This window comes from Candidatus Trichorickettsia mobilis (assembly GCF_963422225.1).
Classification (GTDB): Bacteria; Pseudomonadota; Alphaproteobacteria; order Rickettsiales; family Rickettsiaceae; genus Trichorickettsia; species Trichorickettsia mobilis_B.
On record NZ_OY728607.1, the window covers coordinates 1,321,223 to 1,344,714 of the forward strand.

The following is a 23,492-nucleotide window of genomic DNA, read 5'->3' on the forward strand; positions in this document are numbered from 1 at the left end:
TATGCATAACAAGACAGATGGCGCACCTAAAGTCGAAGGTGATAAATGCAATTCAATTATTGAATGGATAGATTATAGGCTGCCTATCTTTTCTTTCTTAAAGCATTCTGCCGAGTATCGTACTCCTAAAAATTTGAATTACTTATGGAATCTTGGTTCTATAGCTGGTATTGCCTTGGTTATTCAAATAATCACCGGAATAGTGCTGGCAATGCATTATACTCCACATGTTGATCATGCGTTTGCAAGCGTAGAAAATATTATGCGTAACGTGAATTATGGTTGGTTAATTCGTTACGCGCATGCTGTCGGAGCTTCAATGTTCTTTACAGCAGTGTATCTTCATATTTGTCGTGGATTATATTATGGTTCATATAAAGCCCCGCGTGAGTTATTGTGGCATATCGGTATTGTCATATTTTTAATGATGATGGCGACAGCATTCATGGGATATGTGTTGCCTTGGGGGCAAATGAGCTATTGGGGTGCAACGGTAATCACCAATTTATTCTCAGCAATACCATTAGTGGGAGAAAGTATAGTTACGTGGCTTTGGGGCGGCTTCTCAATCGATAACCCAACATTGAATAGATTCTTTGCATTACATTATTTATTACCATTTATTATTGTGGCTTTGGTAATGTTACACTTAATTGCGCTACATAGACATGGCTCTAATAATCCAAAGGGCATTGATGTTAAATCTGATAAGGACACTATTCCATTTCATCCATATTATACAGTAAAAGATCTTTTTGGATTTGGTATATATTTTTTGATTTTTGCATTCTTTATTTTTTATCAACCTAATTATTTAGGCCATCCTGATAATTATATTCCAGCTAACCCTTTAGTAACACCACCGCACATAGTACCTGAATGGTATTTTTTACCATTTTATGCTATTTTACGGGCTGTACCTTCTAAACTTGGTGGTGTATTATTAATGTTTTCTAGCATCATTATACTCTTTTTCTTACCATGGTTAGACCGTTCGAAGGTGCGTAGTGCTAATTATCGTCCGATGTATCGTATAGCTTTTTGGATATTTATTGTTGATGGGTTAATATTGGGTTATATGGGCGGCAAACCCCCTGAAGAACCTTATCTTACAATAAGCCGTATAGCTGCTGCTTATTATTTCTTTCATTTCTTAATTTTATTACCATTTATTGTAAAATATGAGAAACCTTTACCATTGCCAAATACTATATAAATCTTAGGTCAACATTAGGTCAACATATGTTAAATAAGTTATTGTGCCGAATCATATTAGTGTTTTTAGTGCCTTACGTAGCATACGCCTCTGAGGGAGGAGCTCCTTTGAAACAGATGAGCTGGCCATTTGACGGTGTTTTCGGTAAGGTTGATAGGCAGGCTGCACAAAGAGGGTTCCAGGTATATAAGGAAGTATGTGGTGCTTGTCATGGTTTATATAATTTATCATACAGAAACTTACAAGATATAGGTTTCTCAAATGCCGAAATTAAAGAAATTGCAAAAAATTATACTGTGAAAGATGGGCCTAATGATCAAGGAGAAATGTTTGAACGCCCAGGTGCACCTTCTGATAAGTTTGTACGTCCTTACCCAAATGAACAAGCGGCAAGAGCAGCAAATAACAGTGCTTATCCTCCAGATTTATCTTTAATAATCAAAGCAAGGGCGGATGGGCCAAATTATATTTATTCTTTATTAACAGGATATGTTGAACCGCCGGCAAATTTTAAATTAACACCAGGATTATATTTTAATCCATATTTTGCTAATTCTCAAATAGCAATGCCCTCACCACTGACAGATGGTCAAGTAACTTATACAGATGGAACAACCGCTTCTGTTGATCAGATGGTTAGAGATGTGACCATATTTTTACAATGGGCAGCAGAACCTGAAATGGAACATCGTAAATCAATGGGGTTGAAAGTAATGCTTTTTCTTGTGGTGTTTACTATAGTTTTCTACATTTCTAAAAGCAGAATCTGGTCTAGAATATAATTAGAGGGTAGATGTAAACAAAACGTTAAGATGATTTTTAAGATATTTTTTTATATTTCAAGGCAAATTTTATGATAATAGTGGCTCTATTAGAATAAAATTTGGCGTAGAAAGATAAGAAAATAGGCAAAAATTCAATTAACGTTTTGTTTACATCTACTCTCTAGACATCTTTCACAAACTCTACTTCTGTGGTCAATTTGTGCGTCGATGTGGTGTGCTCAAATCCGAAACAAACTATAGAGTACGCTCCGGTTTTGCGCATCCTCTCTCCTGCAAATTTACTCACTTCTCTGAGTTTGTGAGAGATGTCTATTATAATTTTTGCTAATCTTATGAGATTACAGTGCGGTGGAGCTCGCTCAAAGCTTGACGATTTTTCTTAAAATTCGTGACAACGCCTCACCCAAAAATCAGGTACCCCAAATCTGTTTTATACAAAGCCCTATTGTGCAACCGTGACCTAATGTTTATCAGTACATTTCATTATAGCTTGAATCAACCTAAAATATTGATCATAAAATGTTCTGGCATTAACTGTAGCTAATTGCCAATTCTCACTATCTATTTGTATTACTGCAGCAGTTAATTTATCATATAATTTATGATTCTGCTCATTACTGATTACTATGCACTTATTAACAGAATTTGCTAATAATTGCTCAAGATTATTCATATATTTCAGGCTCTTATACTCATGCTGATATAATTTATATATTTTATGTTTACCGAAGAAGAAATGCTCTGCACTATCATTTAATAAAATAACATCAGTTAAGTTAATTAAAGCAGTTGTTTTTACTTGAGCTAATTCATTGAGTTGCAATTTTGCTGCATCTAAATTAGTAAGAATATTTTTTTCCAGCTCTGGAAAAGATTGCGCCAAAATTATCGCCAATTCTTCTAAAAGCGCTTGTACATTTGATAAATTCAACCAAAAATGCCAATTATGTTGATTATCTTCTGTCAGAAATTTTATTGATTGTAAATTACTAAGCTTAATAATATTTTTATTATGGTTATTGATTATCTTTACGATAAAACCATCAAATTTATCATCTATATAAATTACAATATCAGCATGCTTGATTTTTTGTAGATCGCTGGGTCTAATATGATAATGATGAGGACAATTTTGTGTTACAGCAATAGCACTAATTTCTGCCTGATTATCCATTAACATTGCTACTATACTTGCTAGGGGTACTATACTGGTAATTATCTTAGGCTTAGCTATTGCCGTAATATTTATTGATATAACAGCAATAAATATTAGATGTTTTATAATTCTTTTGATCACAGTGCTTAAATAGTTAATCCAGAATGAACCCAGTCTTTGTTAAAGATATCTAACCCCTTATCAGTTAATGGATGATCAAGTAGTTGCCATAAAATTTTACCAGACAAAGTAACCACGTCAGCTCCAATCATTGCCGCTGCAGCAACATGTTGGGGATTTCTAATCGAAGCTGCAAGGATCTTGGTATCTTGTTTTTGTTGATCATACATTTGCCTAATATCATTTATTAGCTTCATGCCGTTATCGCCAATATCATCTAATCTACCAACAAAAGGCGATATATAATATGCCCCAGCTTTTGCTGCCAATAATGCTTGATTTACTGAGAAACATAAAGTCATATTTACTTTTATATCTTGTTTAGCAAAATATTTGCACGCCTTAATCCCATCCCAGGTCACAGGGAGTTTTATCACAATATTATCTGCAATCTCTAGAATTTTTTTACCTTGCTGGATCATCATCTCAAAATCATTGGCAACGACTTCGACACTTACATCGCCATTTACTATCTTACAAATAGCAGATATTGTTGCGATAAATTCATTATTCGTTTTCGACATTAGCGAAGGATTAGTAGTTATTCCATCGATAATACCCAAATTATAAATTTCTTCTATTTCTTTAATATTGGCACTGTCTAAAAAAATCTGCATTAACCTAACCTCGATAAAATTTCATCAAGCATATCTAAAGTTTCATAATGAAATATTAGCTTACCACCATTACGGCCTTCTTCTATAGTAATTTTGACCCCGAATTTCTGCATTAATGATTGCGTTAATAATTCTAGATCATTGCGATCATTATTAGTTGGCAACGTTCTTTGGCGATGTTTTTGCTGTTTTGCTATAACTAGATCATCTTGTTTATTCCAGCTCTTGGCAATATTTTCAGCTTGTCTGACATTTAAATCATGTTGAATAATATAATTTGCTATCGCTTCTGCATGCTCATTGCCGACTAAACATCTTGCATGTCCCATCGTTAATTGGCCGTTCATCACTTGATCTTTAACACCTTGAGGTAATTGATTGAGCCTTAATAAATTAGTGATATGACTACGACTTTTACTAAGTATTTCTGCCAATTGCTCTTGGGTATAATTAAATTCCTTAATTAATCTGGCGAATCCCTCTGCCTCTTCAATAGCAGATAATTCTTCTCGTTGGATATTTTCAATTAAAGAAATTCTTAAAATCTCTTGGCTAGTTAGATCTTTGATAATTACTGGTATATCAGTAAAGCCAGCAATTTTACAGGCTCTCCAGCGTCGCTCTCCAGCAATGATTTGATATTTTCCATCATCAACAGCACTAACAATAATTGGATGTAATAATCCTGAGCTGGCAATAGAATCTGCTAGCTCTTTTATTTTTTCATATTCAAAATGCTTACGCGGCTGATAAACACCAGCTTCAATTTTATCTATATCAACAAGCTTTACCAACTCATTATTTGCTGATACCACCTCTTCTTTTAACAGCGCTGATAATCCTTTGCCCAAGCCCCGGTGTTTCATTATTTATTCTCCATAAAGAATCTTTTTATCTAATATTTCTTTGGTTAATTCGATGTAAGCGATCGATCCGGAACATTTATGATCATATAATATTGCCGGTTGTCCATATGACGGAGCTTCGGATAGCCTAACATTTCTTGGTATGGTGGTATTAAACACCAGATCGCCTAAACATCTCCGTACATCCTCCTCCACCTGTTCAGTAAGACGATTTCTTTTGTCATACATCGTAAATAAAATACCGATGATTTTTATTTTTGGATTAAGATTTTTTTCTATAAGCTCAATCGTTTTTAATAGATGGCTTAATCCTTCCAATGAATAAAATTCACATTGCATTGGAATCAATACCTTATCAGCAGCAACCAAAGCATTAATTGTCAATAAACTCAAAGATGGTGGGCAATCGATAATAATATAATCATAAGTACGATCTAAAGATCTTAATATTTTAGACAAAACATATTCACGATCTTTTAATAAAACTAATTCTAATTCGATTGCTGATAAATTGGTATTAGCCGTAATAATATTTAAATTGGGAACTTGAGTTGCGATAATGCATTGATTAATTGAAATTTCTCCAATTAAAGCTTGGTAAATATTATTTTTTCTATCTTGTTGTGAAACACCAAATCCGGTGCTGGTATTTCCCTGAGGATCCAGATCAATAACTAGAATATTAGCATTAGTTGTTGCTAACACTGTCGATAGATTTATTGTTGTTGTGGTTTTGCCAACGCCACCTTTCTGATTAACTATCGCTATTGTTTGGCTTGTGCTCATTAAATTTTTACTAAATTATTGATCTCTAGAATTTTGCTGGTATTTGACAAGATGCTATCATGTATAATATGATCAAATTGCCAATTTTTTTGCGCTTTAATTAATTCTTCCTGATATTTTGAGCCTTTAAGCAGTAAATACTTATCTTTCACTGCAAGATGTTCGACATAGCTAAAAATCATATTAAGATCTGCCAATGCTCTACCAGTAACAACATCACATTCTATATTTATATCTTCAATTCTTGCATTAATTATTTCTATTTTATTACTGGAAATTTGTGCTGCTTGCAATAAAAAAGCAGCTTTCTTACTATTAGCTTCAACTAAAGTAACCATATTTATACCGGCAATCGATAATATTACTCCTGGCAACCCAGCACCACTACCAACATCAACTACATGAATATTACGATCTTTGATAAAATTCATTATTTGCAAACAATCGACTATATGTCGCTTTAATAATTCATCAGTGGTATTTCTAGATAACAAATTAATGCTTTTATTCCACTCAGACACTAGTTGTATATAATCCTCAAGTGCTGTCAATGTTTCACGTGAAACATTGCTAATCCCAAGTAACAAATCATCAATGTTTTTCATAACTTGTATGTTGTAAATTTATGCTTGAGTAAAGGATACTTGGTCAAAATCAAGGAGTGCTAGGAATCACAGAGTCGAAGAGCGCAGCGTACACTTGTACGTGAGCACCGGAGATCTCTGGTGATAACACCGTAATCCGTAGATTTTTACCGAGTATCCTTTGATTTAATGTAGATTACTAATGCAGTAAGCGCCGCCGGAGTCATTCCAGCTATCCTTCTAGCCGCTCCAATAGATGCCGGTTTTATTTGCATTAATTTTTCTTTAATTTCTAAAGACAAAGCAGGAATTATAGTATAATCAATATTATCGGGTATTAACACTAATTCTTCTTGATTAAATAAAACAATATCTGCTTGTTGTCTAAAAAGATAGTTAGAATATTTAGATTCAACATGCAAAGAAAATAAAGTTTTTTTATCAACATCAATAAGCTCAGGGAAAATATCCAAGATTTTATCTAAACCCACATTTGTTAAACCTAATAAATTAAAGGCTGATCTATAAGCACCATCTTGCGCAATTGTCACTCCTAATTTTTCTAATTTACTGGTAGTGATTTTTAAAGACTGAGTTAGTCCTCTCGCTTGCTCAAGTTTAGCATATTTTTCATTAAATATTCGTATTCTAGCTGGTGAAATTAAGCCAATTTTCATTCCTAAAGGAGTTAATCTAAAATCAGCATTATCCGCTCGTACAGAAAGGCGATATTCAGAGCGTGAAGTAAACATTCGATAAGGTTCGGTAGTACCTAAATTAATCAGATCATCAATCATCACACCAATATAAGCATCAGCTCTGGTTAAAATAAAATTTGGCTGATTTTTTATTGATAATGCTGCATTAATACCGGCAATAATCCCTTGTCCAGCTGCCTCTTCATAACCAGTAGTACCATTAATTTGACCTGCCAAATATAGGCCTTTGATTTTTTTAGTTTCTAGCGTAGCTTTTAACTCTCTAGGGTCAATATAGTCATATTCAATAGCATATCCTGGTTTAAGGATAATCGCATGTTCTAGACCTGGTATAGTATGAACGAATTCAAGCTGAACATCTTCGGGAAGCGAAGTAGAGATACCATTGGGATATATAGTATTATCGTCTAATCCCTCCGGTTCTAAAAAAATCTGATGGCTGTTTTTAGAGCTAAATTTAACTATTTTATCTTCTATTGAAGGACAATATCTTGGCCCAATACCTTCTATCTGCCCAGAATACATTGCAGATTTATTCAGATTATTTTGAATAATTTTAGCTGTTGCTTGCGTCGTTCTAGTGATAAAGCAATTAATTTGCGGCACTTTAACAGTTTCAGTCATCTCTGAAAATGGCCTAGGTGCCGCATCTCCAGCTTGCACTTCTAGCTTACTATAATCGATACTATTGCCATCTATCCGTGGTGGGGTACCAGTTTTCAGACGCCCCAATCTAAAGTCCATTTTTTTTAAAGTATTTGCTAATGCGATTGATGGTGGCTCGCCAACTCTCCCTGCTGGAATAGTTTTACTGCCAATATGAATAAGGCCGGATAAAAAGGTACCAGTAGTGATGATCACTTTTTTACATTCTATTTTATCGCCATTTTGTAAAATAACGGCTTGTACTTCGGCATTGTCAGCAATAACATCTTCAACAGCATTATATAACACTGTTAAATTAGGATAATTTAGAATGGCGTTTAGCATTGCTGCTTGATAAAGTTTACGATCAGCTTGAGCTCGAGGCCCCCATACTGCAGGCCCTTTGGTTTCATTAAGGATTTTATAATGGATTCCGGCTTGATCAGTTACGCACGCCATCAAACCGTCTAACGCATCAACTTCTTTAACCAGAGTGCCCTTAGCAACACCCCCAATAGCAGGATTGCAAGACATTGCTCCAATATTCTCAGGTGCTAGAGTGATTAACAGCGTCGGCACTCCTAAGCGTGCTGCTGCTGCGGCGGCTTCACAACCAGCATGTCCACCACCAATAACCACTATATCATATTTTGTCATTTGAATCTTTTTTGCAAAGCTTACATTTTATCAGCAAATTTCATACCTTATTTGTTTCACGTGAAACATATGAATTTATTCAACAATTTCATAACCGGCAAAGAAAAAACCAATCTCTCTTTTGGCACTTTGTACGCTATCAGAACCATGGATACTATTTGCTTCAATATTCTCGCCAAAAACCTTTCTAATTGTACCAGCTTCTGCTTGCTCAGGGTTAGTTGCACCCATAACTTGGCGATTTAGCATCACTGCATTTTCTCCTTTTAACACTTGTAACACCACAGGACCTGAAGTCATATATTTAATTAAGCTTTCAAAAAATGGTCGATCTTTATGTTCAAGATAAAATGCTATCGCTAAAGGAGGGGTAAGAATCATCATTTTTTGCGCAACAATTTTTAAGCCCGCTTGTTCTAGCAATGAGTTTATTGACCCTATTAAATTTCTTTTAGTAGCATCAGGCTTGATAATCGAAAAAGTATATTCTATCATGTGATTTATAGACCATTATAAATTGAAGTCCTAAGTTATTACAGGATTTTATGATATTTGGCAAGATTAAACTTGGTGCAATTTTATTGACAAGCTAACGAAATCGCTTTAGAGATAATTCAGTACAGCTCTAAAGCGTGCTATAGCGTCGGTCATCTTAGCTATATCTTATGAAGATGAAGTTAATCGTTAAGATCCAAAATCAGGCGCTATCGTTACACCAATCAGTCCTAAAGAATCATTAGCAGCGTGTGGATTTGCGAAGAATGCCTCAACCTGTTCCGTTAGATCTAGCCCATACCTATTAAAATCATTAAGATTAACCTCATGATCCGCCAAGTATTTAGATACTTCTGTTGCAATTTGACTAGGCTCACTTGTGTCATTAATGAATTTACTTATTAGAGTCTTTAATTTTGTAGTGAAGTGAGCAATCGTATTTTTGGTAATTTCTACTTGAGTAGCTTCTAATTTAAATATCTGCTTAAAACTATTGCAAATTGAGTTTTTAAGCGCCTCTACACCACTAATAGTAGTCTCTTCTACTGGTGATAACACATAAATTTGAGGTATTGTAGGTAATAACTCTACTACAATATCAAAATCTTCGTCATCAGGTGCTCTAGGAGCATCACTAGATTGCAATGATTTAAATTTATATAGAGATTGGTTTAATATTGCTCTTAATGCTTGCTCATAGCGCCACTCCGCTCCATCAGTATTATCTGGCTTAGCTATTCGATCTAGAATTGCTTTAAGCAACTCCTGATCCAAGTTAGGCATAATTTCTTCTACAACATATTGCGAAAAATCTACCTTATTAATCCGAGGTATCTGAGGTTGATTTGTTGATGATATTAACAATTCGTATGTTTTGGATAAATCAAGTAATATATTCAGACTACCGCCAATACAACTGGCGTTAAATATTATCTCTTGCCCTTCTTTAATATACTCACAAGCTATTTGAACCAATGCTTTAACCAGATCACTGGTATAATAGTAAGGCTTGTTAGATACTACTTCTTGTTTATATAGTTGTTGCCATACTAAGGCCAATATTTTTGTAGCATCCGGAGTTCCTGAATGCACAGCGGCCACTAAAACATCAAATGCTCGAGTTGCTAATGCTAAAGCATCGTCAATTGGCAATGTTGTAGTTATTGTCTTACTAGCATTAGCAGTTCTTATACCGACCGCAACGCTATCACCAGCAAAAGTAATACTTTGTTCACGCGCATTAGTATCAGTTTGTAACGTGTTAATACATGCACCGATTTCACTTATAGTTTGTTCAATATTGAGATCAGGAAATTGCCGTTCAAGTTTAGCTAATTGCTTTTTTGTGTTTTCTTCAACACTTCTTTCATGTGCTGATTGAGGATTTGATATTCTGTTTGCTACCATTTCTTCAGTTATTACTTGCTCATGACTAAAACCATACTCACGTAAATACTGCATCATTTCTGGATCAGCAGAATATCTATTCTCTAACTCTTCTTGGTATTTATTAATATTTATTAAAGGTAATCCATCTAGATCTTTTACTGCTATGAGCTTTTTTAAAAGAAGATCATTAGATTGCTCTACAGGGCCAACATAATGAGTAACGCTTCGAAAATACTCTCCTAATATTGTATAATTGCCTTTTGCAGCCATTATATCGATAACTTTATAAATGAATTCGGGATCACTATACCATATAGTTTCCATATTAATGGAGTCTAGCATTGGTGTTTTCTCTAAAGCCAAATATTCTAGGGCAAGATTAAGATAGTTGGGTAATAATATATTCACAATTTTGTAAATATTATAGTCATAATCGTTGATATTAATGGAATACAATACTTTTTTTATAATGTCAGTATTATTTGTTTTCTTTATAACATCTGCTAAGTGCCATTCCTTACACTTAGTAATTTTATCTAAAGTAAAAAATTTATTAACAAAATTAGTAGTAAGATTGCAAATAAAGTCATACTCAAATCCAAGAAGATTTATCTCTTCAAACTTGTTTGAAGCAAATACTTTAAATATTATCTCAGGTGAGTACCGAGCAATTTCTAGAAACCCCTTCATAGTCTCATAAGATATTTGCAGGTCAGTTGCGTTAAGTGCATTTGTTAAACTCTTTATATCTCCTGCTATAACTGCCTCATAAAGAGTTGCTTCAGATTTACGACCATTTTCAATAAGCAGTTTCATATATTGTCGATGATTTTTCATTGTTTTATATCTTTATATTAATATTTATATTAAAATAACAATATATATTACAAAAATCAAGTATTATAATAATAATTATATATTAAAATACAATTATTATTATTTGTGTATAAATTAAAATTTGCGTTATTTCACAATAGCCCTCTTGCATAACTTAGAGATATAGCGTCGCTCTTGATTGAATTATGGTGCATCGATTTCAGAGTTAGGTAAATTACTTTATGCCAGCGCCAATTAAAATTGTCAGAAACTCCGGTTTCTACGTCTGAGCTGAGGGCTTTAGCTATCCAGTCATTGCGAGCTGATTATCCCCACGAATTTGAAAGTGCTGAAATGCGCTATATATCGTCTGAGCTGAGGAGTAGCCTTTAGGTTACGACGAAGCAATCCAGAAAGAGTGACACAGTAAAAGCTGTGTCACTGTTATGATTTTTTCTGGATTGCTTCGTCATGTGTTTACGCACATTCCTCGCAATGACGGGCTTTTGGAGTGTTTTTTAGCCACTTCAAATTCGTGGGGATATATCAGATTGCGAGGAGCTTTAGCTCCGTGGCAATCCAGTGTTCTTTGTACTGGATTTACTAGATTGCTTCGGCTGAAGCCTCGCAATGACGTGGGGGTGTGGGGCTTAGCTCAAGCAATGACGACTGGAACCAGCTTCTGTAGTAGACCTCTTGCATAACCTAGAGATGATTGGTGATTTTGTTGTCAAAACTCGTCTCCGTTCTGTAACAAACAAGGGTACGCTGCGATACTCCACTTCGTTTTTCCTAAAAATTCCTCAACCATCTCTAGGTTATGCAAGAGGTCTAGTGTTTAATAAAATATTTTAATCAACAACTTGCGGTACTTTGTTACGCACAGCCAAGATGCAGACGAGAATCGTATGCTGCGACTTGACTCAAATTTTGACAACAAAATTGTAAAGCAGGTATAGTTTATAAAAGGTCTATTATCTTCTTCGAAGCTGAGCTTATGCTGAAGTTTGTTAAGAGAGGTAATTGTATGAACAACCGCTAACCAAATTCTAATGCGCTGAAAATACAATATAAAAACAACGAGTTGACAAGATTTTTATAGTTATCTCATAGTATTTTCACAATTTTTATTTTTAAATCAAGGAAGTAAAGGCATAATTAGGTTCGACATAATTAAACTGAAATCTATGCTAAATTTAACTGGCTTACTGCACAAATTCAAATCTACCGCAGCTGCGACACAAGATAGTCAGCAAAGTAATGTCGTACGGTCAGTTAGAAATTGGTATGAAGAAAGGTATGACAGTATAATAGTACAACGTAATATCTTGTTTATGTTGTTGTTAATTTTTGTCATATTATCTATAATTTCAATTATATCTGTTGCTGTGGTTATTAATTCTAAAAGGTTTGATCCTTTTGTAATTCAGATTGATGAAACTACTGGTATGGCAAAGATTGTTAACCCAACATCATCACAAATGCTTGAAGGTAACGATTCATTAGCCAGATACTTCATTAAAAAATATGTTATTGCTAGAGAAACTTATAACCCAGTTGATTTTGATACTCAGGCTAAGCAGATCGTAAGATTGTTTTCTTCTAGTAGCACCTTTTTTACTTATCTTGGTTATTTAAAAAATCAAGATGTAAATCCTGGTGTAATATATGGGCAAAAAAACACTACTTACCTGACAGTCAAGTCATGGTCCAAGTTAGACGCGAAAAAATATATGTTGAGATTTTCTATCAGTGAGACTTCGGAAAATAAAAGAGTGTTTAATAAATTGGCAATAATAGACTTTAATTATGTAGCAATGGATTTAACAGAAACAGAACGTGATATCAATCCCATAGGTTTTCAAGTACAAGGTTATAGAGTAGATGATGACAATAGTTAGGCTTTTAATAATATTTTTAAGCTTATTAAGCAGTAGTCATGCAATGATTGAAGATGATTTGCCAATTACTACTGATAATAGAATAAAAACATATATATATAACCCAAATGAGGTATATTTATTAGTATTACATTTTGGGTTTCAATCACACATAGAATTTGCCAAAAATGAAGAAATTCAAACAATTACTCTTGGTGATTCTTATGTATGGAAAATAACACCGCTAGCTAATCGGTTATTTATAAAACCATTGGAAAAAAATATTAGAACTAATATGACCATCATTACTAATAAAAGAACCTATCAATTTGATATTGTTGCAAAAGAATTGGAAGATGGCGAAGAAAAAGACCTGGTTTACGCAATTAGGTTCTATTATCCAAAACGAAAATCTGGATAAATTTTAGAAATATGGCAGAACAAACTACCTCTGAGGTAAAAACAGAACGAGCTGGAGCAAAACCTGAAGTTCAACAAGAGCTTTCAAAAGTTGCGGCTAACCCAAAACAAAGTCTTTTAATTTTAGTAGGCATCTGCGGTATTTTTGGATATTTAATTTTTAATTTATTTATTAATAAAACTTCTACTACTACTGAACAGCCAATAACTGCGCCTACTCAAGTTAGTAAGCCGGTGGAAAGCAAAGCATCTGATGCGCCAAAAATTCCACAATTGCCAGATTTGCCAAAGTTAATTACTCCAAAAGAAGCGCCGCCACCACCTCCGCCACCGCCACCACCAAAACTTGAAGAGCCACCGTCACCAATGCCGATGCCAGAGGTAGTACCGGCAAAAGTTGAGACTCCTATTTTAGAATCTATGCTACCACCAAAATTAGTGGATAACGCCGATGCTCAAAAGCGTAAGGAAGCAAAAAGAAAATCAACAATAATTTTAGTAGCGGGAGCTGGGTCAAAAAAAACTTCAGAGCAACTTCAGCAGGAAGTGGATTTTACTGAACGCGGAGCCATGGAATTTGTTCTTGGACGTGGGAAGATAATTGACGCAGTATTAGAAACTGCTATCAGCAGTGATATCGGTGGGGAAGTAAGAGCTGTGATTAGTAGAGATGTATTTGCTGAAGGGGCTAAAGTTATATTAATTCCTAAAGGAACAAGAGTGTTTGGAATTTATGAAATTGGCATAATGGATGGTAGCTATGGTAGAATATTAATACAGTGGAATAGAATTGATTTAGCTAGTGGTTATACTATAAACCTGCAGCTTACTCCTATCGTAGACGGTTTAGGGAGACAAGGAATACAAGGTAGAGTTGATAATAAATATAAAGAACAATTCTCAAATGCAATTTTGATGTCGGCATTTAATATTGCTATAGCTAACGCTTTAGATAAAATAGTAGCGCCACCGATTAGCTCTCAGGCAAATGCAACTAATACTGCTGCGGCTACTGCTATCCAAAATATATTATCTACAGTTTCTGGTAGTAATCTTGATGCTGCTAGTAAAGTTATTCAAATTTGTGCACAAACTCAAGCAGCGATTAGTGACAAAACATCTTCTGCATACACTTCCATGACTCAAGCTTGCACAAGCATACAGAGTACTACTGGTGCTACACCAGAACAAAAATTGGCGTCGATAACAAGTAGTGCTAACGCTGCAGTAGCAAGCCTGCTTACCACTACTGCTAGTAGTGCTACTACAACTCAGGCACAAGATGCCTCAAAGCAAGCATTTACTGATGTAACCGACACTTTTAAAACTATGGTTACCCAGCAAAAATTCAAACCAACAACTACCATAGATCAAGGTACTTTGGTGAAAATTTATGTTAACAGAGACTATAAATTTCCTAAGGCAGCACTAAAAAAATCGAGGTTAATAAAATGAATTTTGCAGCATTAGAAACTTACTTATTTCCGTTTAAAAATATTTTTGCTGAAGATGGAGTTAATGAGGTTATGGTCAACAGACCAGGTGAGGCTTGGGTTGAAAAAAGAGGGGATCAAAGGTTAGAAAAAATACCAGAGTTAGATTTTGATCATTTACTCGGTTTAGGCAGGCTTGTAGCACAAAGTACTGATCAGACTATTTCTGAAGAAAGACCTTTACTTTCTGCATCACTACCAAACGGTTATCGTATTCAAGTTGTATTTCCTCCAGCATGCGAAATTGGTTGTGTAGCATATGCAATTAGAAAAGGCAGTACCATGCATTTATCTTTAGATGATTATGAAAAGATGGGAGCTTTTGCTTCTACAACTGCAGAAGCTAAGGTAGATGAAAGCCATGCAATTTTAGCACAATACCTTAAAGAAAAGAAAATTAAAGAGTTTCTTAAAGCCGCCGTACTAAACAAAAAGAATATTATTATTAGTGGTGGAACATCGACCGGGAAAACAACCTTCACTAACGCAGCGTTAGCTGAAATTCCTACTCACGAGAGGTTAATTACTACCGAAGATGCTCGTGAAATATTGTTACCTAAACACCAAAATAAAGTGCATTTACTTGCTTCAAAGGGCGGTCAGGGACGAGCTAAAGTTACTACCCAAGAGTTGATAGAAGCATGTTTAAGGCTTAGACCGGATCGTATTATTGTAGGCGAACTAAGAGGAGCCGAGGCTTTCAGTTTCTTACGTGCCATTAATACAGGTCATCCAGGATCTATATCAACCTTACACGCAGACACGCCGGCTATGGCGCTAGAACAGCTAAAATTAATGGTAATGCAAGCTGGTCTTGGTATGCCACCAGACGAAATAAAAAAATATATATTAGCAGTAATTGATATTGTTGTTCAGTTACAACGTGGCGATGGTGGTAGGAGATACATTTCAGAAATATATTTTAAAGGCTTAGGAAACGAAAATGGATTTCCAGAAAATTCTTAGAACCGCTCGTAATATTTTTGGGCATGCAGTACTTCATCCAACGGTAATATTTTGTGTTATTTGGATAAGTGGAGCATTGGTATTAGTGTCGGTTGATCGTTCAATGCAAATAGGGTTAAGCTTACAACCTATTACTATTGCTTTTACTTATCTAAAATGGCTTATTAGTGTATGGCCACAACTCAGTTTTGATTATAATAATTATTTAAAGGTCAAATTAGTACTATCTCTTATTTCTCCTACAATATTGGTGTGCGTACTTTATTGTAAAAATTTTACTAAAATCAAAGATTTACAGTTTTTTGCTCCAAAAGAGAAAGTATATGGTGATGCTGATTGGGCTACACCTAATGATGTAGAAAGAGCAGGGCTTCGTGCCAAACAAGGAGTGTTACTTGGCGTAGACAATATTGGTTATTTTGTAGCAGATGGATTTCAGCATATTTTATTATTTGCACCTACAGGGGCTGGTAAAGGTGTTGGTTTTGTAATTCCTAATTTACTATTTTGGAATCATTCTGTGGTTGTACATGATATAAAATTAGAAAATCATCAGCTAACTAGTGGTTGGCGAGCAAAGCAAGGACAGGAAATTTTTGTTTGGGAACCTTCAAATCCTGATGGAGTAACACATTGCTATAATCCGATAGATTGGGTAAGCAAAAAATCAGGACAAATGGTTGATGATGTCCAAAAGATAGCTAATCTTGTATCACCAAAACAGGATTTTTGGGAAAATGAAGCCAGAAGTTTATTTCTTGGGGTAGTATTATCTTTAATTGCTGACCCTAGCAAGACTAAATCGTTTGGTGAAGTAGTGCGTACAATGCGTAGTGATGATGTGGTATATAATCTTGCCGTTGCTATGGATACTTTTGGCAAAGATATTCATCCAGCAGGATATATGAACATCGCAGCTTTCCTGCAAAAAGCTGATAAAGAACGATCTGGGGTTATCTCTACCATGAATTCTTCTTTAGAATTATGGGCTAATCCTTTAATTGATGCTGCAACAGCTTCTTCAGATTTTAATGTATTGGAATTTAAAAAGAAAAAAACCACCGTTTATGTAGGACTTACTCCAGATAACATTCAACGTTTGCAAAAGCTGATGCAGATATTTTATCAACAGGCCACAGAATTTTTAAGCCGAAAAATGCCTGATCTAAAAGAAGAACCATATGGAGTGATGTTTTTATTGGATGAGTTCCCAACTCTAGGCAAGATGGAGCAATTCAAAGCAGGTATTGCTTACTTTAGAGGATATAGAGTACGTTTATTTTTGATTGTTCAAGATACGCAACAGCTAAAAGGTACATATGAAGAAGCTGGGATGAATTCCTTTTTATCAAACTCTACTTATCGTATTACTTTTGCTGCTAATAATTACGAAACTGCTAACCTGATATCGCAACTTTGTGGTAATAAAACCGTAGAGCAAGTTTCACGCAGTAACCCTGTTTTTGGGCTTAATTTATCTGGTATGTCTAAAAGTGTATCACAAGTACAAAGAGCCTTACTTTTACCGCAAGAAGTAATTCAGCTACCTAGAGATGAGCAAATAGTACTAATTGAATCAATGCCGCCAATTAAATCTAAAAAGATCTTTTATTTTAAAGACAAGTTTTTTACTCAGAGGTTATTACCAGGTACTTTTATACCTACTCAAGAACCATTCGATCCTAATAAAAATAAAGCAGCCTCATCAAACAGTGAAGAAGCCGTCACAAACACTACAGAAAATAGTACAGCCGAACAACAATCATGAGTATAATTTGCCAAAAATTCTCTTTTGGATTTAGGTCAGGAGAGTCAGGAGAGTCAGGAGGTAAAAATATTATCTTGCAACCTACTGATTGTATGATTCACAGACATTGTTTCAATTTTTAGATGTGCTAAAATCCATGAATGGATAAATTACAAAAAACGCGTTTAGATTGGATTAAATTATATCAAGAAGTAAAAGACGCAGGGATTGTATGTAGCAGATGTGGCATTCTCGACCTACTTTACGCAAATGGTTAAAACGTTATGCAGAAGAAGGTATGGGATTAAAAGAGCTTAGTCGCAAGCCTCATTCTTCTCCTAAGAAAAAGTATCAGATTAACAAGAAAAACTAAGGACAAAAAATTGAAACAATGTCTGTGAATCTTACATTTTTAGCAATTACAATAATTTTACGCATCAGAGCCACTAAAGCAAGCATAAGCTTTTTACCTTTGTGAATCAGAATATTATAAAAATTTCCTAAACTAGACTTAGATTTACTAGCGTGAGTACGGCTAAAAATAATATAGGTCTGATAGATCTTTCTTCCTCCAACTGTTCTTGAATACCACGTCTTCTGGCCACTTTGCTTTGGATGTGGCGCTACAGCAGCAAGACTCGCTATTTGTTTGCGATCCAATAACCCAAGTTCTGGAAGTAGAGCAAGTAAACCATTGGCCTTCTTTTCTCCTATTCTCACTGTTTTCATCATAGCTTTCTTTTTGGCTGTAACATTCTCTATGGTTTTGTTAATCTCAACATCTAGAATAGCTATTTCATTTTCTATAACATCAATTATTCTGCTAATGCCTTCTTTAAATCTCTTGTTACTAGGCGCTTTCAACCTATTTTTCCTGTACCAATATCTGCATGAGATCAGCTCTTCTCTCTACTAGTTCTTTTAACTGACTTTGAGCCTGTTCTTGGAGTTTATAAAGTTTAAGTTGTGAATTCCTCTCATAACCGATTATATCTGTTTTGCCATGTTTACCAAATGATCTAATAAAATTTTTAACCTTTCTTGTATCTGCTCTATGTACTACAATCTTATTTTCTACTAAATACTCAACACCCCTATTTCATAGCCGTCAGTAGTTTCTATCACTACAAACGCTGTGCTAAGAATTGTTTTATTTTCTTCAACAAAATTTTGCCAACCAATAATATGATTTTCGTATGTCATAGTTTTGGTCATGCCATATATCGCAACAACAAAATCTTTTTTACTAATATCAATTCCAACAAAATTATTGTACAATGTCATAAAGTACCTCGAGATTTTTGAGTTTGTTTTCGATTGTAACCGGGCGTTATAACCCTAACAACTATTCAAACGTTTCGAGGGAAAAGACTAAAGTACCTTGACGACGGTTAATAACAACCTATTGCGAAACGGTCGCTTCTTACGCCCGCGAACTCCTCTCTTAATCTTAGAGGAGTTCTTTCTCTCTTATCTTCACTATACCATATTCTTTTCTTACAATTGCGAGGGAGCGCGCAAGTCGCCTAAGATTAAAAGAATAATTCGGTAATTAGATAATTGCTAATCAAGATTAAAATCGAAGAATTTACTACAGCTTTAGTCGTGGCATTACCAACACCCCTTGCACCTTTGTCAGAAAAATAGCCACTATAGCAACTAACTACAGCTATGATAAAACCAAACACAGCAGCTTTCACCAATCCTGAAACCACGTCAATTGTTTCTAAATAATTGAAACTACTAGTTATATAACGAGTGCTATTAAAATCAAGTTTATAGACACTGACACAATACCCTCCCAGGACTCCTATTATATCTCCAATAAATACTAAACATGGCAACATAATGACAGCAGCAGTTACTCGTGGTAAAATCAGATATTTCATTGGATCAGTAGATAAAGTATATAAAGCATCAATTTGTTCGGTAACCCGCATGGTTGCAATTTCTGCAGCAATTGAGGCTCCTACTCTACCAGCTACCATTAGGCCAGCAAGTACTGGACCCAGCTCTCTAGTAATAGATAATATTACTACCGTAGCAATAGAGTTTTCTGCAGAAAAACGTGAAAACCCAGTGTAGCTTTGTAAAGCAAGTACTGCTCCTGAAAAGAAGGAGGTCATTGCTACTACCGGTAATGAATAAAAACCAATAACTAAAAATTGACGATAGATAAGCTGTAGATAAAACGGAGGTTTTGTGATACTGCTAATAACACTGATAATAAATAAGCAAAAAGCGCCAATTTTCCTTATAATTGCTATAGTACACTTACCAATTTGACCTATTGTGATTAACATAAATTTACATTTTTAAAAACTTAATCAGTTTTGTATATTCTGTGATATCTTTTTCCCAGTCTAGTTAGTATCTCATAAGCTATAGTCCCGGCATCTTCAGCTAGCTGATCTATAGTATAGTAATCGCCAATAATTTCAACTTGTTGTCCTAAAAAAATGTGCTCAGATGGAATATCTGTGACATCAACTACTATTAAATCCATAGAAATTGTACCTACTACCGGCGCTGGGTGTCCGGCAATATATACTTTGCCTCGATTACTTAGAGCTCTTGGATAGCCATCAGCATAGCCAATTGGTAATGTTGCAATTATGGTATCACGCTTGGTGATAAAAGTCATATCATAGCTGATTGCACTACCGGTCAATACGCTTTGCAATTGAATGATAGGAGCGGTTAATGAAACGACATGCTGCATTGGGTTTGGTTGTCGTGGTGTTGGATTTATTCCATATAGCGCTGCTCCTGGACGAATCAAATCATAATGGTAGTCTGACCCTAGAAAGATACTACTAGAATTTGCCAAGCTTGCTTTAATCTCTGGAAAACATTGTCTGTAATTTTTAAATTTTGTCAATTGTTGCTGATTATAGAGATGATCGGCATCCGTGCTAGCAGACAAATGACTCATAATATATAATAATTCTAAACCATGTAATAAATTTGGATTTTGCTGAATAATTTCTATCTCTTCATGGGGGATACCAAGTCTATGCATGCCAGTATTAAAATGTAAAATGGCCGGCAACTTGGTATTTTTATTAGAAGCTAACTGGTTCCAGATCTGCAGTTGAGTCAAATTATTTAATACTGGGATCAATTTATACTGGTCAAAAACCTTAACATCTGTATTAGAAACACCGCTTAATACAAAAATATTAGTACTACTGCTTTTACTCACAAGTTTATTAGAAACAACAGCAATATTATTGCCCAGACTTTCCTGTAATTCTATAGCTTCATCAATAGTTGCTACAAAAAAATTTCTACACCCTTCCTGTTGTAAAGCTGTTGCGATTTTTGTAGCACCAAGACCATAACAATTTGCTTTAACTACCGCTCCTAGTATAGCTTGATTAGCAATAGTGGATAAAATACGATAATTGGCACGGATCGATGGTAGGTCAATCGTTAAGATGCATTTTATGGGTTCTTTGAACATTTTCTCATGGCCTTATTATCGTACGTTTTGATCTACCCTCTTACCTTTACGTACGTATTATAACGCTTACGCAGAACCTAGAATTCATATTTTATGATAATATTTAGTGACTTTTTGTTCTACCTCAGAAATAACAAAAGCTGAGACATCACCATTAAGACTAGCTATTTCCTTGACTAGCCTTGAAGAGATAAATTGATTCTTTTCGGAAGCTGGTAAAAAAACAGTTTCAATCTGAGGCGCTAACCTCGAATTCATACAGGCCATTTGAAATTCATATTCAAAATCTGATACAGCACGTAATCCACGAATAATAACATTAGCTTCAACTTTACGAGCAAAATCTACCAACAAACCATCAAAACTAGTAACTAGAACATCTGTCTCTGCCTGGTATTCTTTTAAATATGATGATACCATTTCACAGCGTTCTATTACTGAAAAAATAGGATTTTTATTATATCCTGTTGATACAGCAATAATTAACTCGTCGACAATTTTCTTACTACGAATTAAAATGTCAACATGGCCATTAGTGATAGGATCAAAAGTACCCGGATAAATACCTATTCGTTTTTTATTATTCATGAAAATTCTTTTTCGAGAGTAATGACAGTTTTAGCACAATTTATTGGTGAGCGTTCACAGGGCCTAGGCTACTTCTATGGATTTATTTGCTACTATATCTTTATCTTTTTGCTCTAGTTTATTAAAATTTTCATTGTTCTTAGCCATATACTGAACATTACTGCTAATTTTCCTTGCTTTATCTACAAGTAACATAGGTATACCATCAACTATTGGATATGCAAGTCCTGCAAACTCACTTATTAATTCCTGATTTTGTTTATCATAAGTTAACGATTTATTAGTTACTGGACAGAGCAAAATTTTTAGTAGTGTTGAAGAAATTTCCATAAATTATTTGACCACCATTACAATTAGTTAGATTGAATTTTTAGCTCTTGACCAAGGTAAAGCAACTCCATCAGTGCCTGTAACCAGATCCCCTGAACCATCATATTCGGCTGCGAGAAAAGAATATTTATCAGAAATCAATTTCACCGGTTTTATCTTTTGACCGTTATGAAAATACTCTTTTGCTTGCTCTCTAGTGACTGGATTATTTTTAGAAGCGGTTTTTGCTTTTGCTTTTGACATGTTCTTACTCTAATTATCTCAATTTCTCAGCGGCCATAATAGCAGTTGTTTTTATTGGCATCAAGAAAAAAGTTTCCCTATACCACTACGCATTAACTGTTTTGCATCCATTCTTCCTGCTTTTTTCATTAATTCACTGATTTGTTTAAACTGTTTTAGCAACATATTCACTTTTTGCACAGATGTCCCGGAGCCGCCAGCAATCCGTTTTCTACGCATGGCATTAAGTATATCAGGATTTTTCCGCTCAACCTTAGTCATCGATAGAATAATGGCTTCCTGGTGCACAAGTAATTTATTATCTAATTTATCTGAAGCTATTTTAGGGAGCATCTGATTAGTGCCAGGCAACATCGATAATATGCTGCTAAATCCTCCTAGCTTTTTGATGCTCCGAATTTGAGATAAATAATCATTTAAGTCAAATTTGCCTTTTTGGAATTTTGCTGCTGCCCGTTCTGCGTCTTGATGGTCGATAACACTGGCTGCTTTCTCTACAAATGATACGATATCTCCCATATCTAATATGCGAGATACCAGACGCTCAGGGCTAAATTCTTCTAAGTTAGATAAATGTTCACCATTACTCAAAAACTTAATTGGTTTATTAGTAACATGTTTGATGCTAAGCGCAGCCCCACCACGCGCATCACCATCAATCCTAGATAAAATCACTCCAGTAATTGCTAGTTTATTATTAAAATTATTCGCCACATGAATAGCATCTTGCCCAATCATTGCATCTATAACTAACAATATTTCTGCGGGCATTACTAGGTTTTTTATCTGCGCAACTTCCTCTAGCATATCATTATCAATATGTAACCTACCGGCTGTATCGTATATCACTATATCGTATCCTGATAATTTTGACTCAGTTATCGATCTTTTGGTAATTGCAATCGGATTGGAGTCTGTAATTATAGGAAGACTATCAACGTTGATCGAAGAAGCTAATCTTGCTAGCTGTTCTTGGGCAGCCGGACGATAAGTATCAAGAGAAGTCAGTAGCACCTTTTTATTCTGATTTTTAAGCCTTAGGGCAAGCTTGGCACTAGCCGTGGTCTTACCACTGCCTTGCAAACCGACCATCAAGATATTAACCGGTGGTGCTGACTGTAACTGTAGGCTAGTATCGTTAGCAGAGCATGATAAAATATTAATCATCTCATCATGTATTATCTTTACTACCATTTGTCCTGGTGAAACAGAACGAATCACTTGCTGACCGATGGCTTTTTCTCTTACTGCTGCAATAAAATCTTTTACTACTGGTAATGCTACATCTGCTTCTAACAAAGCAATACGTATATCCCGTAATGCACTATCAATATTACTCTCAGATAACGTTCCGCTACCTTTAATTTTATCAAAAATTTTGGTTAGATTATGCGTTAGTGTTTGAAACATATTATAAAATCATATATTGTATTAATTGCTTTTTATCA

At 34.9% G+C, this 23,492-nt stretch carries 23 protein-coding genes; 7 read left to right on the top strand and 16 right to left on the bottom strand.

Translation table 11 applies throughout. The annotated features are described in order from the left end of the window. Position 1 precedes the first annotated feature (1 nt). Both R2I74_RS06195 and R2I74_RS06200 read left to right on the top strand, forming a co-directional pair. Positions 2–1,216 carry a cytochrome b gene (locus R2I74_RS06195; RefSeq protein WP_316354607.1) on the top strand — a complete coding sequence of 405 codons (1,215 nt, stop codon included), beginning with the start codon at positions 2–4 and terminating at the stop codon, positions 1,214–1,216. 26 nt (positions 1,217–1,242) lie between these two features. Further along, positions 1,243–1,998 carry a cytochrome c1 gene (locus tag R2I74_RS06200; RefSeq protein WP_316354609.1) on the top strand — a complete coding sequence of 252 codons (756 nt, stop codon included), beginning with the start codon at positions 1,243–1,245 and terminating at the stop codon, positions 1,996–1,998. Positions 1,999–2,461: 463 nt separating this feature from the next. Here R2I74_RS06200 and R2I74_RS06205 read toward each other — a convergent pair whose 3' ends face one another. The 8 genes from R2I74_RS06205 to R2I74_RS06240 all read right to left on the bottom strand — a co-directional run bounded on the left by R2I74_RS06205 (position 2,462) and on the right by R2I74_RS06240 (position 10,932). Next, on the bottom strand, positions 2,462–3,298 hold the full coding sequence (locus R2I74_RS06205) for a metal ABC transporter solute-binding protein, Zn/Mn family (RefSeq protein ID WP_316354611.1): 837 nt from the start codon (positions 3,296–3,298) through the stop codon (positions 2,462–2,464). Between the two features lie 5 nt (positions 3,299–3,303). Then, a complete protein-coding gene (gene fsa, locus R2I74_RS06210) occupies positions 3,304–3,954 on the bottom strand; it encodes a fructose-6-phosphate aldolase (RefSeq protein ID WP_316354613.1) in 651 nt (216 codons plus the stop codon). Beyond that, complete coding sequence (locus tag R2I74_RS06215; protein WP_316355330.1) at positions 3,954–4,823, bottom strand: ParB/RepB/Spo0J family partition protein; 870 nt, start codon at positions 4,821–4,823, stop codon at positions 3,954–3,956. Before R2I74_RS06215 ends, fsa begins: the two co-directional genes overlap by 1 nt. Beyond that, entirely contained in the window at positions 4,824–5,606 is a 783-nt protein-coding gene (locus R2I74_RS06220) for a ParA family protein (RefSeq protein WP_316354615.1), read from the bottom strand. Beyond that, positions 5,606–6,211: a 16S rRNA (guanine(527)-N(7))-methyltransferase RsmG gene (gene rsmG, locus R2I74_RS06225; protein WP_316354617.1), complete on the bottom strand. Its 606-nt coding sequence runs from the start codon at positions 6,209–6,211 to the stop codon at positions 5,606–5,608. The genes R2I74_RS06220 and rsmG overlap by 1 nt, the downstream gene beginning before the upstream one ends. A 146-nt stretch (positions 6,212–6,357) precedes the next feature. Further along, positions 6,358–8,211 (bottom strand): tRNA uridine-5-carboxymethylaminomethyl(34) synthesis enzyme MnmG, encoded by a 1,854-nt coding sequence (gene mnmG / locus R2I74_RS06230; protein WP_316354619.1) that lies wholly within the window; start codon positions 8,209–8,211, stop codon positions 6,358–6,360. 75 nt (positions 8,212–8,286) lie between these two features. After that, positions 8,287–8,706, bottom strand: a complete 420-nt coding sequence (ndk, locus tag R2I74_RS06235; RefSeq protein WP_316354621.1) for a nucleoside-diphosphate kinase — start codon at positions 8,704–8,706, stop codon at positions 8,287–8,289. A gap of 189 nt (positions 8,707–8,895) precedes the next feature. Next, positions 8,896–10,932: a hypothetical protein gene (locus tag R2I74_RS06240; RefSeq protein ID WP_316354622.1), complete on the bottom strand. Its 2,037-nt coding sequence runs from the start codon at positions 10,930–10,932 to the stop codon at positions 8,896–8,898. A 1,166-nt stretch (positions 10,933–12,098) separates the two neighbouring features. Here R2I74_RS06240 and R2I74_RS06245 point away from each other — a divergent pair. From R2I74_RS06245 to R2I74_RS06265, 5 genes are read left to right on the top strand one after another with little or no spacing between them, the layout of a single operon-like run. Further along, a complete protein-coding gene (locus R2I74_RS06245; protein ID WP_316354624.1) occupies positions 12,099–12,812 on the top strand; it encodes a VirB8 family type IV secretion system protein in 714 nt (237 codons plus the stop codon). After that, a complete protein-coding gene (locus R2I74_RS06250; RefSeq protein WP_394355829.1) occupies positions 12,799–13,212 on the top strand; it encodes a TrbG/VirB9 family P-type conjugative transfer protein in 414 nt (137 codons plus the stop codon). Before R2I74_RS06245 ends, R2I74_RS06250 begins: the two co-directional genes overlap by 14 nt. 11 nt (positions 13,213–13,223) lie before the next feature. After that, complete coding sequence (locus tag R2I74_RS06255; protein ID WP_316354625.1) at positions 13,224–14,666, top strand: TraB/TrbI/VirB10 family type IV secretion system protein; 1,443 nt, start codon at positions 13,224–13,226, stop codon at positions 14,664–14,666. Continuing rightward, positions 14,663–15,670 carry a P-type DNA transfer ATPase VirB11 gene (gene virB11, locus R2I74_RS06260; RefSeq protein WP_316354627.1) on the top strand — a complete coding sequence of 336 codons (1,008 nt, stop codon included), beginning with the start codon at positions 14,663–14,665 and terminating at the stop codon, positions 15,668–15,670. Before R2I74_RS06255 ends, virB11 begins: the two co-directional genes overlap by 4 nt. Continuing rightward, positions 15,648–17,438 (top strand): type IV secretory system conjugative DNA transfer family protein, encoded by a 1,791-nt coding sequence (locus tag R2I74_RS06265; protein ID WP_316354628.1) that lies wholly within the window; start codon positions 15,648–15,650, stop codon positions 17,436–17,438. The genes virB11 and R2I74_RS06265 overlap by 23 nt, the downstream gene beginning before the upstream one ends. 348 nt (positions 17,439–17,786) lie before the next feature. On the opposite strand, the gene R2I74_RS06275 is transcribed toward R2I74_RS06265, so the two are convergent. The 8 genes from R2I74_RS06275 to ffh form a co-directional block, all read right to left on the bottom strand. After that, positions 17,787–18,281, bottom strand: coding sequence for a transposase (locus tag R2I74_RS06275; RefSeq protein ID WP_316354630.1), 495 nt, complete (start codon positions 18,279–18,281; stop codon positions 17,787–17,789). A gap of 213 nt (positions 18,282–18,494) precedes the next feature. Further along, entirely contained in the window at positions 18,495–18,701 is a 207-nt protein-coding gene (locus R2I74_RS06280; protein WP_316354632.1) for a hypothetical protein, read from the bottom strand. A 248-nt stretch (positions 18,702–18,949) separates the two neighbouring features. Next, a complete protein-coding gene (locus R2I74_RS06285) occupies positions 18,950–19,720 on the bottom strand; it encodes an MlaE family ABC transporter permease (RefSeq protein ID WP_316354634.1) in 771 nt (256 codons plus the stop codon). A gap of 20 nt (positions 19,721–19,740) precedes the next feature. Further along, positions 19,741–20,883 carry an alanine racemase gene (locus tag R2I74_RS06290; protein ID WP_316354636.1) on the bottom strand — a complete coding sequence of 381 codons (1,143 nt, stop codon included), beginning with the start codon at positions 20,881–20,883 and terminating at the stop codon, positions 19,741–19,743. Between the two features lie 84 nt (positions 20,884–20,967). After that, positions 20,968–21,471 carry a pantetheine-phosphate adenylyltransferase gene (coaD, locus tag R2I74_RS06295; protein WP_316354638.1) on the bottom strand — a complete coding sequence of 168 codons (504 nt, stop codon included), beginning with the start codon at positions 21,469–21,471 and terminating at the stop codon, positions 20,968–20,970. A gap of 63 nt (positions 21,472–21,534) precedes the next feature. Further along, the gene (locus R2I74_RS08230) at positions 21,535–21,801 is read right to left on the bottom strand and encodes a Trm112 family protein (RefSeq protein WP_394355830.1); all 267 of its coding nucleotides are present in this window, start codon (positions 21,799–21,801) and stop codon (positions 21,535–21,537) included. A 27-nt stretch (positions 21,802–21,828) separates the two neighbouring features. Further along, positions 21,829–22,044: a hypothetical protein gene (locus tag R2I74_RS06305; protein WP_316354640.1), complete on the bottom strand. Its 216-nt coding sequence runs from the start codon at positions 22,042–22,044 to the stop codon at positions 21,829–21,831. A gap of 60 nt (positions 22,045–22,104) precedes the next feature. Then, entirely contained in the window at positions 22,105–23,454 is a 1,350-nt protein-coding gene (gene ffh, locus R2I74_RS06310; protein ID WP_316354642.1) for a signal recognition particle protein, read from the bottom strand. Positions 23,455–23,492: the final 38 nt, after the last annotated feature.